This is a genomic window from Rhizobium halophilum (assembly GCF_021648825.1).
Taxonomy (GTDB): domain Bacteria; phylum Pseudomonadota; class Alphaproteobacteria; order Rhizobiales; family Rhizobiaceae; genus Neorhizobium; species Neorhizobium halophilum.
Map to the genome: position 1 here is coordinate 340,982 of NZ_JAKJHS010000002.1, position 15,646 is coordinate 356,627.

A 15,646-nucleotide genomic window follows, 5' to 3' on the forward strand; every position below is an offset into this window, starting at 1 on the left:
GTCCCGTGTCAGCCGGTGAGGAAATCCGCCAGGTACCAGAATGGAGAGTCATCGTCAGGCCGGTCGAGGATTGCTAGACCTGCCGTGGGGTAGCCCGTGGGTATAGTGCTGGCGCTCTCGTCGGCGCCAATCAGCTTCTCCAGGACTTCTTCGATCGATGGGTTGTGACCGACCAGCATTAGCGAAGCTAGGCCTGAGTTCTCGGCGACGATGTCGAGGTAGGTTTCTACAGGCGCGTTGTATAGTTCGTCGACGAACATCAGCGGAAGCGCCTCATCGAACGCTCTCTGGACGATTTCTGCGGTTTGCCGGCAGCGTAGGGCAGTCGAACTTATCATCCGTTCTGGGCGGTAGCCCCGACCCGCAGCCCGTCGTGCCACGGCATCGGCTTCCATGAAGCCCTCGGCGTCGAGAGGACGGCCGAAATCCCGCTCACCAGGCTGCGCCCAGGCCGATCTGGCGTGGCGCAGCAGATAGATGCGGGGAGAAGCACTGGGGACCATCAACCTGCTGCCGGAGGGTTAGCTAGAGCGGATCGGTAGCGGGTTCACCGCAGCTGCGTCAACTACAACCATGGTTAGGGTTGTCATCTCTCGAAGGGGTAAGCCAATACCCCTCGAATCCACTGAAACAGAATAGAGATTAATTATAGCCCCTTAGCCTAATAATGTGACAGTTTTAAAATTGAGCTGCTGCGTCCAATAGACTTGAAGGCGGGCGCGCGATTGGGATATAGAGCCGGCCTTGAGATGTTCTTCGGGAGAATCGCGTTGAGTGAGAAGATCGATCTTAGCAATTATGTGCTCTCGGAAGACGATGAGTTCATGAATGCAAACCAGAAGGCTTATTTCCGCGCGAAGTTGGTCGCCTGGAAGAATGACATTTTGAGAGAAGCGCGCGAGACTTTGGACCATCTGGCCGAAGAAAGCGCCAATCATCCCGATCTTGCTGATAGGGCTTCCTCGGAAACCGACAGGGCCATTGAGCTGCGTGCTCGGGACCGGCAGCGAAAGTTGATCTCAAAGATCGACGCGGCCCTGCAGCGGATCGACGAAGGTACCTATGGTTACTGTGAAGAGACTGGCGAACCGATTGGTTTAAAGCGTCTGGACGCCCGCCCGATCGCAACTTTGTCGATCGAGGCGCAGGAGCGCCACGAGCGGCGTGAAAAGGTGTATCGGGACGAATAGGTAGTCTGAGGCGTGGGAGTTTCCGCGCCTTTTTCTTATGCCGAGCAGTTGGTTCACCTGTCGCGCGTGACCGACATTTCTCCAAAGATCCTCGCCATCTCGTTCTGGAGTGAGGGGTCCGGCGTAGCGCCTGTGAGCCGCGACCGCTCCGGATCCCGCTGTGGCGAGGAGCCTTCTGGGTCCAGCTCCCGACTTACGGAGCGGCTCGTCGGTTCTCGCGAAGCGAGATTGTGCGCCATCTCCTCTTCAAGAACCCGTTCGAACTCGCTGCCGAGAGGTCTAGATCCTCTCTCTGCCACCGCTGCAGGAGGAGCGGATGGAACCGGTTCCGATGGTCCCTGAAAGACCCGGCTTCGCGCGGCATCCAGGATATCGGCGGCACCCTCGAGAATGGGTTCACGACGGATCTCCTGTTCGTGTGGAGATATGGGCATCGGCGCCGTAGGGGGCGGCATGGTCGCCGGACCAGGTCCCGCATTTATCGCCGATGGGGGGACAACAGGGAAGGGCAGTGGCGACGCGCCCTCGCTTCGTCGGCTGAAGCCCTCAGCCGATAGAGCTGGGATAGGCGGTGCTTCATCACGATCCGGCTGCGGACGTGCAGGTGCTGCCCGAGTGGCAGAGGAAGCTACATCGGTTCTGGCTTGAGGCCGTGGACTTCTGTGTTCCTGTGGACGGTTCCTTTCAGGACGCGGTGACTCGGTCGCCTCGCGAGGCGCTGCGGTTTCTGTCTTCACCAAGCCGGGAATGCCAGCCTCAATGACGATGTCGGTTGGCCCGCCAATCATGATCAGGTGTTCCACATCGTCGCGACGTACGAGGACGAGGCGCCGCCGGGTATCAACAGCAGCGGCATCGAGAACCTGCAGTCGCGGTTGACGGTTTCGCCCCCCGCGAATGAAGGGAGACGGCGCCCTCCGTTCGCGCAACAGCCAAAGAACGCCAATGAGGCAGAGGAAGCCCACCCCGACTCCAAGAATTGCAACCAGCAGCCGACCGCCATAGTCGCTCATCAGTTGCTCCACCATCGCTCGTCGCTCCCGATTGACGCCTGATATTAAGGTGCTTCTTTTTTCACTGGAGGCAAGGTCTGGAGGTTTCGTAGCGGTGCATCGGTATGCACTATCCCAGCTTTTCTGCGGAGCGCCGCTTTTGGCATCATCCGCAACTTGCTAAGAGAGAATCGTGCGTTTACCGCCGGTTTCATGCGTTGCGCCTCGTGGGGCAAGCGAACAGTGAGGACTTGATGACCAAGTTGCAGCAGGGGGGCAACTACGAGGCGCCGCTCGTCGATCGCGGAGCGCGAGGCGGAACCGTCCTTCGTATACTCCTCCTCGCTTTGGTGCTTATCGGCGTCGCCGTAGCCTTCGTGTTCTTCCAACACGTGTTGGACAACGAGCTTGTGCTGGGCCTGCTCGGCGTGCTCGCGATGGTAGGGATTTTCTTCCTCGTGTCTTCGGCGATCGGCTTTGTCGAAGTCATGCCGCAGTCTCAATCAGATGAACTGGCGCGCAGCTTTCTGGCAAGCCATCCTGACGGCATCCTCGTGACCGATAGCCGCGGCCGGATCATCTACGCCAACGCGGCGTATGGACGGCTGATTGGAGCGAACAAGAGCAGCAACGTGCAGCCGCTGGAGCCACTGCTTTCGCGCAATCGCGAGTCCAACGAGGCGCTGTACCGGTTGACGAATGGCTTGCGTGAAGGGCGCGAGGGCCATGAGGAATTCCGCCTGCCGCAGCCACTTGGTCGCAGCGGCACCAATGGCTCCGGCGCCCACTGGTATCGCCTGAAGGCGCGTCACCTGCATCCAGGCGAGCGCAAGAGCGGCCGATTTGACATATGGCAGCTGACCGATATCACTTCCGAGCGCGACGACCAGGAGCGGTTCTTCCGCGAGCTGCAGAACGCCATCGACTACCTCGATCACGCGCCGGCCGGCTTCTTTTCCGCAGGCCGCAAGGGAGAAATCTTTTATATCAACGCGACCCTTGCGGAGTGGTTAGGGCTGGATCTGACAACGTTCGTGCCGCGGTCGATGACGATCAGCGACCTCGTCGCAGGCGAGGGCATGGCACTGATCCAGTCAGTACAAGCCGCGCCCGGGTTGCAGCGGACGGAGACGCTCGATCTTGACCTGCGCCGCACCAACGGCCAGAGCCTGCCGGCGCGTCTCGTCCATTCGGTGACCTCGATGCGTGACGGGGCGCCGGGCGAGAGTCGGACGATCGTGCTGAACCGGCCGAAAGGCGCGGAGGGCGACCAGTCGGCTTCTGCCATGCGCTTCACCCGCTTCTTCAACAACACGCCGATGGCGATCGCCTCTGTCGACGGCGACGGCAAGATCCTGCGCATCAACGCGCCGTTCCTGCGGCTGTTCGCCGGTGTGGTGTCACGCGACCAGGTGGAGGAGGCGGGTGCACATCTTGAGGCGATCGTGCATGAGACCGCACGCCCGCAACTGATGCACGCGCTCGCCGCTGCCAAGGACAGGCAGGGCGACATAACCCCGATCGACTGTCGCCACCCCGGCGACGAGAGCCGCTACGTGCGCTTCTACGTCAATGCCGTCATCGATGAGAGCGATGAGGCACCGGAGGAAGTGGCGATCGTCTATGCTGTCGAAACGACCGAGCAGAAGGCGCTCGAGACGCAGATGGCGCAGACCCAGAAGATGAATGCCGTCGGGACGCTGGCGGGCGGGATCGCCCACGACTTCAACAACGTGCTGACTGCTATCCTGCTCTCCTCCGACCATCTGCTGCTACAGGCGCGTCCGTCGGATGCGAGCTTCGCCGATCTGATGGAGATCAAGCGGAACGCCAACCGCGCCGCGGTGCTCGTCCGCCAGCTGCTCGCTTTTTCGCGCAAGCAGACGATGCGGCCTGTGGTCCTCAACCTGACCGATGTCGTGGGCGACCTGCGCATGCTGGTCGACAGGCTGATTTCCGGCACCAATGTGAAGCTGGAGGTGGATTATGGCCGCGACCTGTGGACCGTGCGCACCGATCTTTCCCAGTTCGAGCAGGTGCTGATCAACCTGTGCGTCAACGCTCGCGACGCAATGCCGGAAGGCGGGACGCTGGTGATCAAGACCCGCAACGTCGCAGCCGACGAAACCTCCAACTTCCCGCAGGCCGACCTTCCGGCAGAGGATTTTGTCATGGTCGAGGTGTCCGACAGCGGCACTGGCATTCCGACGGAGATCATGGACAAGATCTTCGAGCCCTTCTTCACGACCAAGGAAGTGGGCAAGGGGACCGGCCTCGGCCTTTCGATGGTTTACGGCATCGTCAAGCAGTCGGGTGGCTATATCTACCCGGAGTCGGAAGTCGGCCGCGGCACGACCTTCCGCCTCTTCCTTCCGCGCCACATTCCCGAAGCGCCGGTGCTACAGGAAATGCAGCCGACACCGGATGCCGTTGCGCCAGCCGAAGTGGCCCAGACGGCGAAGTCGGAAGAACCGGTGGATCTGACTGGCAATTCTGCTGTGGTGCTGCTGGTCGAGGACGAGGAAGCCGTGCGCCGGGGTGGTAAGCGGATGCTGGAGACGCGCGGCTATACCGTCCACGAAGCGGGGTCCGGCGTCGAGGCGCTCGACATCATGGAAGAGCTGGAGGGCAAGGTCGATATCGTCGTGTCCGACGTCGTGATGCCGGAGATGGACGGGCCGACGCTTCTCGGCGAACTGCGCAAGAACTACCCGGACCTGAAGTTCATCTTCGTCTCCGGCTATGCGGAAGACGCCTTCGCACGCAACCTGCCGGCCGACGCCAAGTTCGGCTTCCTGCCGAAACCCTTCTCACTGAAGCAGCTTGCAGTCGCGGTGCGGGAGATGCTGGACAACTAGGACCGGAGCCGCTGACACGGTCTGGTGCCTTTCTGCCGGCCCTCAGCCGCGGCGGGCGACGAGGATGCCGGCCAGCACGATCGCGCCGCCGAGAGCCTGGAGCGGACCGACCGCTTCCGCCAGGATGATCCAGGCGAGGATCGCCGCTACGACCGGCTGCAAAAGCAAGGTGAGCGACGAGAAGGCGGCGGGAAGGAAGGCGAGCGCATAGGTAATCGCCACCTGGCCACCCGCATGGCTGATGAAGGCAAGGCCGAAGAGGATTGCCCAGCCATACAGCGTCGGCGGCAGGATGTTGCCTTCGAAGTAGAGCGCAAACGGAAGGATGGCGAGGGCTGCCGAGGCGGAGCTCCAGATCATGATCCGAACCGTGTCGAACCGGCTGCGCAGCCGCCCGATAGCCAGGATATAGGAGGCGTAGAAAACGGCTGCGAGGGCCGCGACCGAATCGCCCGCAAGATGGCCGTCCGCCAGGGCAGCAGGTCCGCCCTTCAGCGTGACAACCCCGATGATTGCCAGAGCGAGACCGAGGAGGAAGATGCGCGTTACCACCGTCCGGAAGAGTAGAAATCCGATCAGGGTCACGAAGACAGGTGCCAGATTGGCGAGCAGCGTTGCATTGGCAACCGAGGTCATGTGGAGCGAGAGATGCCAGGCGACCAGATCGATCGCGAGGGCGAGCCCTGGAAGAATGAGGAGCAGGCAATCCCGGAGAGTGAGGCTTTGCCTTTCTACCAGCGCGGGCTTGAGGAGCGCCCACAAGGATAGAGGAATGAGCGCAAGCGCCAGCCGCCAGAAGCCGGTCGAGACGGGTCCGACTTCGGACAGACGAACGAAGATGGGCGAGGCGCCAATGGCGATGCCCCCGGCGATGAGCGCCACAAGCGCCGACCTCTGCTCCGGCACCCGGACCGTGTTGGAAAGTGCAGTCAAGGTGAGGTCTCCGGAGACTAGAAGAGGCAGGCCTACTACAGGCGTTGGGACGTTAAGGCGACGGCAATTTCAGCCGCAAGCCGCGCATTGTTCTCGACGAGCGCGATGTTCGTCTTCAGGCTTCGCCCGCCGGTCTGATGGAAGATGTGGTCGAGCAGGAAGGGTGTGACCGCCTTCGCTGCGATCTTCTGTTCCTCGGCGGCCTTCAACGCCACCTTGATGAAGCCTTCCATCTCGTCGCGGGCGATTTCGTCCGGCGCCGGGACCGGATTGGCCACCAGGATGCCGCCGCGGATGCCTGCCGCCAGGCGTGCCGCCTCGAAATCCGCAATCTCCGACGCTGTCTCAACCGTCAGCGGACTCGGCAAGCCGGAAACGCGCGACCAGAAGGCCGGGAAGTCGGTGGAGCCGTAGGTGACGACAGGCACGCCGCGGGTTTCCAGCACCTCGAGCGTCTTTGGAATGTCAAGGATCGCCTTGGCGCCGGCGCAGACGACGATGACATCCGTCTTCGCCAGTTCCTCGAGATCGGCGGAGATGTCGAAGCTCTGTTCGGCACCGCGATGGACGCCGCCGATGCCGCCGGTGGCAAAGACGCGGATGCCTGCAAGTGCTGCCGCGATCATCGTTGCCGCGACGGTTGTTGCGCCTGTACGGCCGTTGGCGAGCGCAAAGGCGAAGTCGGCGCGCGAGAGCTTCATGACGTCTTTCGCCTGGGCGAGCTTTTCGAGCTGCTCCGACTCCAGCCCCACATGCAGCGTGCCTTCGATGACCGCGATGGTGGCTGGAACCGCGCCGCCGTTGCGGATGATCGTCTCCACGCTGTGCGCCATCTCGATATTGCCCGGATAGGGCATGCCATGGGTGATGATGGTGGATTCGAGCGCGACGATCGGCGCGCCCTTCGTCCGGGCAGCCTCGACTTCGCGCGAGTAGATGATGGGGAGGGGAGGGCTGTTCGTCATGTCTGTCTCCGTTCGCGTCTTTCACAACACCTTTTCGGACGTCCCCACAAGGGCTGCTTCCTGCTCCAGGGCCTCCAGCGAGAGGTCCGGAGCGACCGCATGCGGCGAGCGCAGGGTGATGCGGGAGGCTGCAATGCCGCGAGCAACGGCGTTTTCCAACGGGAGGCTACGCAAAAGGGCGTCGAGGGTCCCGGCGGCTAGAGCATCCCCGGCGCCGGTCACATCGGCGACCTCGGTGAGCGGTGGCGGCCTAAACGTGCAGGTTTCGCCATGAGAGTATGCCGCCAGTGGGCGCCCGCCATTGGTGACGACGGCGGCCTGCAGTTTGCGCTCCCGTAAGATGCTCGGCCACTCCTCGATCGCGGCAACGCGCTCGCCGGACAGCGCTGCCGCTTCGGCGGCATTCATGAAAAGACAGGCGAGGTCGGGCAGGGCCTCACGGAAGCGCACGACCTTCGCGGGGGATATGGCGATACCAGCGACAGGCACGCCCGCCTGTTTCGCCTGCGCAGCCAGCGCGGTCAGCGTCTCGGCGGGCAAGTTGGCGTCGCAGACGATCATGTCGGCCGTGGCAATCGCTTGCCGCAGGGTGCGCACGCGCAGCCGGCGCGGGCTGAAGAAGCGGTAGAGATCCATGTCCGCCAGAGCGATCACCAGATTGCCGTCGCGCTCCAGGATAGCGGTGTAGCTCGGGGTAGCACGGTCGAGAAAGACGAATGGTCGGTCAACGACGCCAGCAGCCTCCGCGGCCCGCGCAACCGCCTCTGCCGTTGCATCGCCGCCCCGCGGAGAAACCATGGTGACATCATGACCAAGGCGGGCGAGATTGCGAGCGACGTTGAAGCCGCCGCCGCCGATCTCCTCGATCCAGTGTCCGGGGTTGCTTGCGCCCATGGCGGTGTCGCCAGAGATGCGGCCCCGCCGATCAAGATGGGCGCCACCGAGGACGAGGATCTGCTTTCTCATCGGCCAGCACCAGCGATGGACGAAGAGGCTGTGATTCGAGCCAAAACTTTGCCCGTTGACTGCCCCTGCAGCGGCCGCACGCCGCCAGTTTTGCGAATGAAAACAGAAAGCGAACGAAGGTAGGATTGATGAATATAATCAATCTTCGAGGGACATCTTGAATAATGAGAACAAAACATGTACACGATCTTTATCGGTCGCTTCGTTGCCTGCGCGGCGTCAATAACCTAAAGGTGGGTCAGATGGCACAGAATTCTTTGCGGCTTGTAGAGGAAAACACAGTGGATAAGAGCAAAGCGCTGGATGCGGCACTGTCGCAGATCGAACGGTCCTTCGGCAAGGGATCGATCATGAAGCTCGGCTCGAAGGACAACGTGGTCGAGATCGAAACCGTTTCAACCGGATCTCTCAGCCTCGACATCGCGCTTGGCATCGGCGGCCTTCCAAAGGGCCGTATTATCGAGATCTATGGTCCCGAAAGCTCGGGCAAGACGACGCTGGCGCTGCAGACGATTGCAGAAGCTCAGAAGAATGGCGGCATCTGCGCCTTCGTGGACGCCGAGCATGCACTGGATCCCGTCTATGCCCGCAAGCTCGGCGTGGATCTGGAAAACCTGCTGATCTCGCAGCCTGACACGGGCGAACAGGCGCTGGAAATCACGGACACCTTGGTCCGTTCCGGCGCAATCGACGTGCTCGTGGTCGACTCGGTCGCCGCGCTGACGCCGCGGGCCGAAATCGAGGGCGAGATGGGCGACAGCCTGCCGGGCCTCCAGGCCCGCCTGATGAGCCAGGCGCTGCGCAAGCTGACCGCGTCGATTTCCAAGTCGAAGACGATGGTGATCTTCATCAACCAGATCCGCATGAAGATCGGCGTGATGTTCGGTTCGCCGGAAACCACGACCGGGGGCAATGCGCTCAAGTTCTACGCCTCTGTCCGCCTCGACATTCGCCGCATCGGCTCCGTCAAGGAGCGCGAGGAGGTTGTCGGCAACCAGACCCGCGTCAAGGTCGTCAAGAACAAGATGGCGCCGCCCTTCAAGCAGGTGGAATTCGACATCATGTACGGCGAAGGCGTGTCGAAGACGGGCGAACTGGTGGACCTGGGCGTGAAGGCCGGGATCGTCGAGAAGTCTGGGGCCTGGTTCTCCTACAACAGTCAGCGTCTCGGCCAGGGTCGCGAGAACGCCAAGACGTTTCTTCGCGAAAACCCAGAAGTTGCACGCGAGATCGAAATGGCGCTGCGGCAGAACGCCGGGCTCATCGCCGACCGCCTGTTGGAAAACGGCGGGCCCGAAGCGCAGGAAGGCGGGGACGACGACCTGTAGTCCTGATATCGCTATCGTCAGTTCTTGACCGGCCGCCATCTGCAAAGATGCGCGGCCGGTTCTGCGTTTGGCTGGACAGTCTCCGGTGCGGGCGATAAAAGCCACTGGTTTTCAAATGACGGAACCGCATCAGCGGAACAAAGGGCGTAGCATGAGCGGCGTGAATGACATCCGGTCGACCTTCCTCGACTATTTCAAGAAGAACGGCCATGAGGTGGTGTCGTCCAGCCCGCTGGTGCCGCGCAACGACCCGACGCTGATGTTCACCAATGCCGGCATGGTGCAGTTCAAGAACGTCTTTACCGGTCTGGAAAGCCGACCGTACTCAACGGCGACGACCTCGCAGAAATGCGTGCGCGCCGGCGGCAAGCACAACGATCTGGACAATGTCGGCTATACCGCGCGGCACCTGACCTTCTTCGAGATGCTCGGCAACTTCTCCTTCGGCGACTACTTCAAGGAGCAGGCGATCGAGCTTGCCTGGAAGTTGGTGACGGAAGGCTTCGACCTGCCGAAGCATCGCTTGCTGGTCACCGTCTATTCCGAGGATGAAGAAGCGGCGACGCTGTGGAAGAAGATCGCCGGCTTCTCCGACGACAAGATCATCCGCATCCCCACTTCCGACAACTTCTGGCAGATGGGCGATACCGGCCCCTGCGGCCCGTGCTCGGAAATCTTCATCGACCAGGGCGAGCATGTCTGGGGTGGCCCTCCCGGCTCGCCGGAAGAAGATGGCGACCGGTTCCTTGAGTTCTGGAACCTCGTGTTCATGCAGTTCGACCAGACGGCGCCGGGCGAGCGGACGCCGCTGCCGAGCCCGTCGATCGACACCGGCATGGGCCTTGAGCGCATGGCCTGCATCCTGCAGGGCGTGCAGAGCGTGTTCGACACGGACCTCTTCCGCAACCTGACCGAGGCAACGGAAGATGTGCTGGGCGCCAAGGCCGAGGGTGATCAGGCGGCAAGTTTCCGCGTCATCGCCGACCATCTGCGGTCGTCAGCGTTCCTGATTGCCGATGGCGTACTGCCATCTAACGAGGGCCGCGGATATGTCCTGCGCCGCATCATGCGCCGTGCCATGCGCCATATGCAGCTGCTCGGCGCGCGTGAACCGCTGATGTACAGGCTGCTGCCGACGTTGGTTCAGGAAATGGGCCGTGCCTATCCGGAGCTTGTCCGCGCCGAGGCGCTGACGTCGGAAACGCTGAAGCTTGAGGAAACGCGCTTCCGCAAAACGCTCGACCGGGGCCTGACGCTGCTGTCCGATGCAACGCAGGAACTTGACAAGGGCGACAGCCTGGACGGCGAAACGGCGTTCAAGCTCTATGACACCTATGGCTTCCCCCTCGACCTGACGCAGGATGCGCTGCGCGCCCGCGGCATCGGCGTCGACATCACCGGCTTCAACGACGCCATGCAGCGCCAGAAGGCCGAGGCTCGCGCCAGCTGGGCAGGGTCGGGCGACAAGGCGACCGAAACGATCTGGTTCGAGCTCAAGGAAAAACACGGGGCAACCGAGTTCCTCGGCTACGACACCGAGACGGCTGAAGGCGTAGTACAGGCTCTGGTGCGCGATGGCGCAAGCGTCGACACGGTAACGGCAGGCGAGAGCGTGCAGGTCGTCGTCAACCAGACGCCGTTCTACGGCGAATCGGGCGGCCAGATGGGCGACACCGGCGTGATCAGCACGGATCACGCCCGCCTGGAGGTGACCGACACTCAGAAGAAGGGCGAGGGGCTTTTCGTGCACAGCGCCAAGGTCGTTTCCGGCACGCTGAAGGCTGGTGAGGCTGTGGCCCTTGCGGTAGATCACGCGCGTCGCTCGCGGCTGCGTTCCAACCATTCGGCGACGCACCTTCTGCACGAGGCGCTGCGCGAGGTGCTGGGCACGCATGTGGCCCAGAAGGGTTCGCTGGTCGCGCCGGAGCGGCTACGCTTTGACATTTCGCATCCGAAGCCGATGTCGACAGACGAACTGCAGAAGGTCGAGGAGATGGCGAACGCCGTCGTGCTGCAGAACGCTCCGGTAACGACTCGTCTTATGAGCGTCGACGATGCGATTGCCGAGGGTGCCATGGCGCTCTTCGGCGAGAAATATGGCGACGAGGTTCGCGTGGTTTCCATGGGCACCGCAATCACGGACGAGAAGGCTGGCAAGGCTTACTCGATCGAGCTCTGCGGCGGCACGCATGTGAACGCCACGGGCGAAATTGGTCTTGTGCGGATACTCGGTGAAAGTGCGGTGGGCGCCGGCGTTCGCCGCGTGGAAGCTGTTACGGGTGCTGCTGCGCTTGCTTATCTTGCCGAGCAGGACGAGCGGGTGAAGACGCTTGCATCGGCCCTGAAGGTGCAGCCGGGCGATGTCGTCTCGCGCGTCGAAGCCCTGGTGGAAGAGCGCCGGAAGCTGGAGCGCGAACTGGCTGAGACCAAGCGGCGCCTTGCCATGGGCGGCAGCCAGGGCGGCGGTGCCAGCGAAGTTCGAGAAGTGGCCGGCATCAAATACCTCGGCAAGGTGCTGGAAGGCATCGACGCCAAGGACCTGAAGGGACTGGCCGACGAAGGCAAGTCCAGCCTCGGCTCCGGCGTCGTCAGCCTGATCGGCGTTTCCGCTGACGGCAAGGCGAGTGCCGTGGTTGCGGTGACGCCGGATCTCACCGAGCGGTTCAGCGCGGTTGAGCTTGTTCGTGTCGCCTCGGCTGCGCTTGGCGGCAAGGGCGGCGGCGGACGTCCGGACATGGCGCAAGCCGGCGGCCCGGATGGGTCGAAGGCGAAGGAAGCGGTCGAGGCCGTGGCCGAGGCGCTCGGAGCCTGACACGGGCGGCTCGTCCAGGAGCTTGGAGACGGTATGGGACTGAACGGTCCAGCGAAAGTCGACGACGCGGTCGACCTTGAAGGCGAGGGGCAGCTTCCCTCGCTCTTTTCGCATGCGCCTCAGTCCGTCGGGTTCAACAAGCTGAGGAAGCGCCTGCTGCGGCAGGTGCGCCAGGCGCTTGACGACTTCCAAATGCTGAAGGGCCAGAAGCGCTGGCTGATCGGCGTCTCCGGCGGCAAGGATTCCTACTCGCTGCTGGCGATCCTGATGGATCTCAAGTGGCGCGGCCTGCTGCCCGTCGAACTGATCGCCTGCAACCTGGACCAGGGACAGCCAAATTTTCCCAAGCACGTGCTGCCGGATTACCTGCGCTCGATCGGCGTCGAGCATCGCATCGAATATCGCGACACCTATTCGATCGTGAAGGAGAAGGTGCCGGAAGGCGCGACCTATTGCTCGCTCTGTTCCAGGCTTCGCCGCGGCAACCTCTACCGCATTGCGCGGGAGGAAGGCTGTGATGCGCTGGTGCTCGGCCACCATCGCGAGGACATCCTCGAAACCTTCTTCATGAACTTCTTTCACGGCGGGCGTCTGGCGGGCATGCCGGCGAAGCTGCTGAACGACGAGGGCGATCTTTTCGTGCTGCGTCCTCTCGCCTACTGCGCGGAAGACGATCTGGCGCGCTTCGCGGCCGCCATGGAGTTTCCGATCATCCCCTGCGACCTTTGCGGCTCGCAGGACGGCCTCCAGCGCAATGCGATGAAGGCGATGCTGGCCGAAATCGAGACGCGGATGCCGGGACGCAAGGATGCGATGCTGCGCGCGCTTGGCCACGTCAATCCGTCACATCTTCTCGATACTAGGCTCTTCGACTTCGCCGCGCTCGCGGCCGGACCCAATTCCTAATTGACCAATTCAGGTATCTTCGATGTCTTTCCAACTCGACGTTTCCAAGATCGCCGACTGCCTGCGCGGCGCTGCCAAAGCCGAAATCCTTCCGCGTTTCCGTAAGCTCGGCAATGGCGACGTTCGATCGAAGAGCGAGCCGACCGATCTCGTAACGGAAGCAGATGTCGCGGCGGAACGGTACATCCGCAACGAACTCAGCACCTTGCTGCCGCAGGCGCTGTTCGTCGGCGAAGAGTCGGCTGCCGCCGATCCTGCCCTGTTGGGACGGCTGGCGGACTCAGAACTCGCCGTGGTCGTGGATCCGGTCGACGGCACCTTCAACTTCGCTTCCGGCATTCCGGCCTTCGGCGTGATGGCCTCTGTCGTTTGGAGAGGCGAGACGGTCGCTGGCATCATCTATGACCCTATGGGAGATGACTGGCTAATCGCCGAAAAGGGCGCGGGTGCTTTCCTGCGGCGGCCGAACGGGGAGGCGGTGCGGCTTCGCGTGGCCGCGCCGGCACCGCTGGAGGCGATGGTCGGGATGGCCTCGGCGGGCTACTTCTTCGGCGAGATGCGGGAACGTGTCATGTGCAACCTTGCGAAGGTGAGGATGGTCGCGAATTACCGCTGTGCCGCTCATGAATACCGCACCTTCGCCAGCGGGCACGTGCACTTCATCATGTACAACAAGCTCATGCCTTGGGATCATCTTGCGGGCGCGCTTCTGGTGCAGGAGGCGGGTGGCTATGTCGCGCGCTTCGATGATGCTCCGTATCTTCCAAGCCATGTCGAGGGCGGGTTACTGGTTTCCACTGACAAAGATAGCTGGCAGATGCTGAGGCGGGAAATCCTGGAGATGTAAAAGAAGGGCCCCGTGGGGCCCTTCTTCGTCAGTGTTGCATTATCAAACGGGTGGATTCTGCGACCGGAACAGCTTGCCTCGCTCACCGATCAGCACGAAGACGAGACCGATGATCGACACCGCGAAAAAGCCCGCCACCATCGGCAAAGCGGTCCCGTCGTAGGCCTGGCCAATCATTGCCCCAATTGCTGCACCTCCAAAGGTTCCCATGAAGCCGAGAACCGAAGAGGCGGTCCCAGCAACGTGTCCCAACGGTTCCATCGCAAGGGAATTGAAGTTCGAGCCGATCCAGCCGAACTGAAACATCGAAAGCGCGAAGAATGACAAGAAAAGAAAGAATGGCATCGGCTGCGGGCCGAGAGCCTGCACGCACAACCAGACGAAATTGATGGCGATGAATCCGAGCAAGGACGCGTGCGACAATCGCCGCATCCCGAAACGTCCCACCAGTGTCGCGTTGACGAAGGATGACAAGGCCATGAGTGCGCCTATTGCCGCAAAAGCCAGCGCAAACCAGGCGCCGAGGTCGTAGATGCCGACATAGACCTGCTGGGCGGAATTAATGAAGCCGAACAGGGCGCCGAAGATAAACATGCTGGCAATGGCGTAGCAGAGCGCAAGCCGGTTCGTCAGCACGATGCGGAAGCCGGTCAGCACACCGCCAACCGTCAATGGTCGAACATCTGTTGGGGAGAGTGTTTCCGGGATACGGACATACATCCAGATGCCGATTGCGGTCGCAACAACCGCCATGAACAGGAAGATCAGGTGCCAATCGCCAAAGAAGAGAATCACCTGGCCAGTGCCCGGCGCAATAACCGGCACCACCATGAAGACCATCATGATCAACGACATCACCTCGGCCATCGCGCGTCCGCCGTAGATGTCGCGGACAATCGAGATCGTGATGACGCGCATTGCAGCGGAGCCCACCCCCTGCAGGAAGCGCAGCGCGAGCAGGCCCCCGAAGGATGGGACGGCTACTGCGGCCAAGGAGGCAAGTACATAGACGACCAGCCCGAAAAGCATTGGGCGCCGGCGCCCGAAACGATCAGATATCGGTCCATAGGCGAGTTGAGATATACCGAAGCCAAACAGGTAGGCGGAAACCACGTACTGGCGGTGATTCTCGTTCTCTACGCCCAGGGCGGCGCCGATCTGCTGTAGGCCGGGGAGCATAATATCGATGGCTAGTGCGTTCAGCGCCATCAACGCTGCCATCAGCGCAATGAACTCAACCTTGCCCATCCCGCCGAGACGATCGACGGTGGCTTGTGAATGTATGGTCACGGCAAAAAATCCTGAAAAAGAAAGAGAAGGCGCCGGAACGCGGCGCCTTTAAGATAGAAACGTCAAATGACAGGTCTAGATCAGGCGGCGCCGCGAACGGTGATGCCTTTCTCAGAGAGGTGGCTCTGCAACTCGCCGGACTGGAACATCTCGCGGACGATATCGCATCCGCCGACAAACTCGCCCTTGACGTAGAGTTGCGGGATGGTCGGCCAGTTGGAGTAGTCCTTGATGCCCTGGCGAATCTCCTGGTCGGCCAGGACGTTGACGCCCTTGTAGTCGAGCCCGAGGTAATCGAGGATCTGCACCACCTGCCCGGAGAACCCGCATTGCGGGAACTGAGGCGTGCCTTTCATGAAGACGACCACATCGTTCGTCTTCACCTCGTTGTCGATGAATTCGTTTATTCCGCTCATGTCACTATCCTTATCGATCTGGGTTCAAGGTCCAGACTGGTTCGCGTTAAATAGCAACGTGAAATGCAGATATCCACCCGCTGCCGCTCATGTTGCCAATCAAATTCGCTGATGGATGCCGCGGGCCGGTTGACGGATGGCCG

At 61.8% G+C, this 15,646-nt stretch carries 13 protein-coding genes; 6 read left to right on the top strand and 7 right to left on the bottom strand.

Translation table 11 applies throughout. From position 1 onward, the window contains the following. Nucleotides 1-8: 8 nt before the first annotated feature. Nucleotides 9-506, bottom strand: a complete 498-nt coding sequence (locus tag LXM96_RS06200; RefSeq protein WP_394801893.1) for a SixA phosphatase family protein — start codon at nucleotides 504-506, stop codon at nucleotides 9-11. Between the two features lie 264 nt (nucleotides 507-770). Here LXM96_RS06200 and dksA point away from each other — a divergent pair, with 264 nt between their 5' ends. After that, nucleotides 771-1,190 (top strand): RNA polymerase-binding protein DksA, encoded by a 420-nt coding sequence (dksA, locus tag LXM96_RS06205; protein ID WP_239997509.1) that lies wholly within the window; start codon nucleotides 771-773, stop codon nucleotides 1,188-1,190. 53 nt (nucleotides 1,191-1,243) lie between these two features. Here the strand turns inward: dksA and LXM96_RS06210 are convergent, their stop codons facing one another. Beyond that, complete coding sequence (locus LXM96_RS06210) at nucleotides 1,244-2,203, bottom strand: flagellar biosynthetic protein FliO (protein ID WP_239997510.1); 960 nt, start codon at nucleotides 2,201-2,203, stop codon at nucleotides 1,244-1,246. A 233-nt stretch (nucleotides 2,204-2,436) separates the two neighbouring features. On the opposite strand from LXM96_RS06210, the gene cckA reads away from it, so the two are divergent. Beyond that, entirely contained in the window at nucleotides 2,437-5,040 is a 2,604-nt protein-coding gene (gene cckA / locus LXM96_RS06215) for a cell cycle histidine kinase CckA (protein ID WP_239997511.1), read from the top strand. 42 nt (nucleotides 5,041-5,082) lie between these two features. On the opposite strand, the gene LXM96_RS06220 is transcribed toward cckA, so the two are convergent. From LXM96_RS06220 to LXM96_RS06230, 3 genes are read right to left on the bottom strand one after another with little or no spacing between them, the layout of a single operon-like run. Further along, nucleotides 5,083-5,973, bottom strand: a complete 891-nt coding sequence (locus LXM96_RS06220; protein ID WP_239997512.1) for a DMT family transporter — start codon at nucleotides 5,971-5,973, stop codon at nucleotides 5,083-5,085. Between the two features lie 35 nt (nucleotides 5,974-6,008). Further along, a complete protein-coding gene (locus LXM96_RS06225; protein WP_239997513.1) occupies nucleotides 6,009-6,938 on the bottom strand; it encodes a pseudouridine-5'-phosphate glycosidase in 930 nt (309 codons plus the stop codon). A gap of 21 nt (nucleotides 6,939-6,959) precedes the next feature. Continuing rightward, nucleotides 6,960-7,904, bottom strand: coding sequence for a carbohydrate kinase family protein (locus LXM96_RS06230; protein WP_239997514.1), 945 nt, complete (start codon nucleotides 7,902-7,904; stop codon nucleotides 6,960-6,962). Nucleotides 7,905-8,146: 242 nt separating this feature from the next. Here LXM96_RS06230 and recA point away from each other — a divergent pair, with 242 nt between their 5' ends. The 4 genes from recA to LXM96_RS06250 all read left to right on the top strand — a co-directional run bounded on the left by recA (nucleotide 8,147) and on the right by LXM96_RS06250 (nucleotide 13,797). Then, a complete protein-coding gene (recA, locus tag LXM96_RS06235) occupies nucleotides 8,147-9,232 on the top strand; it encodes a recombinase RecA (protein WP_239997515.1) in 1,086 nt (361 codons plus the stop codon). Between the two features lie 151 nt (nucleotides 9,233-9,383). Further along, nucleotides 9,384-12,044, top strand: a complete 2,661-nt coding sequence (alaS, locus tag LXM96_RS06240) for an alanine--tRNA ligase (RefSeq protein ID WP_239997516.1) — start codon at nucleotides 9,384-9,386, stop codon at nucleotides 12,042-12,044. 33 nt (nucleotides 12,045-12,077) lie between these two features. Further along, nucleotides 12,078-12,950, top strand: a complete 873-nt coding sequence (ttcA, locus tag LXM96_RS06245; protein WP_239997517.1) for a tRNA 2-thiocytidine(32) synthetase TtcA — start codon at nucleotides 12,078-12,080, stop codon at nucleotides 12,948-12,950. A gap of 22 nt (nucleotides 12,951-12,972) precedes the next feature. Further along, nucleotides 12,973-13,797 carry an inositol monophosphatase family protein gene (locus tag LXM96_RS06250; protein ID WP_239997518.1) on the top strand — a complete coding sequence of 275 codons (825 nt, stop codon included), beginning with the start codon at nucleotides 12,973-12,975 and terminating at the stop codon, nucleotides 13,795-13,797. 42 nt (nucleotides 13,798-13,839) lie between these two features. On the opposite strand, the gene LXM96_RS06255 is transcribed toward LXM96_RS06250, so the two are convergent. After that, nucleotides 13,840-15,087, bottom strand: a complete 1,248-nt coding sequence (locus LXM96_RS06255) for a multidrug effflux MFS transporter (protein ID WP_394801894.1) — start codon at nucleotides 15,085-15,087, stop codon at nucleotides 13,840-13,842. 80 nt (nucleotides 15,088-15,167) lie between these two features. Beyond that, complete coding sequence (grxD, locus tag LXM96_RS06260; RefSeq protein ID WP_239997519.1) at nucleotides 15,168-15,503, bottom strand: Grx4 family monothiol glutaredoxin; 336 nt, start codon at nucleotides 15,501-15,503, stop codon at nucleotides 15,168-15,170. Between the last annotated feature and the right edge of the window lie 143 nt (nucleotides 15,504-15,646).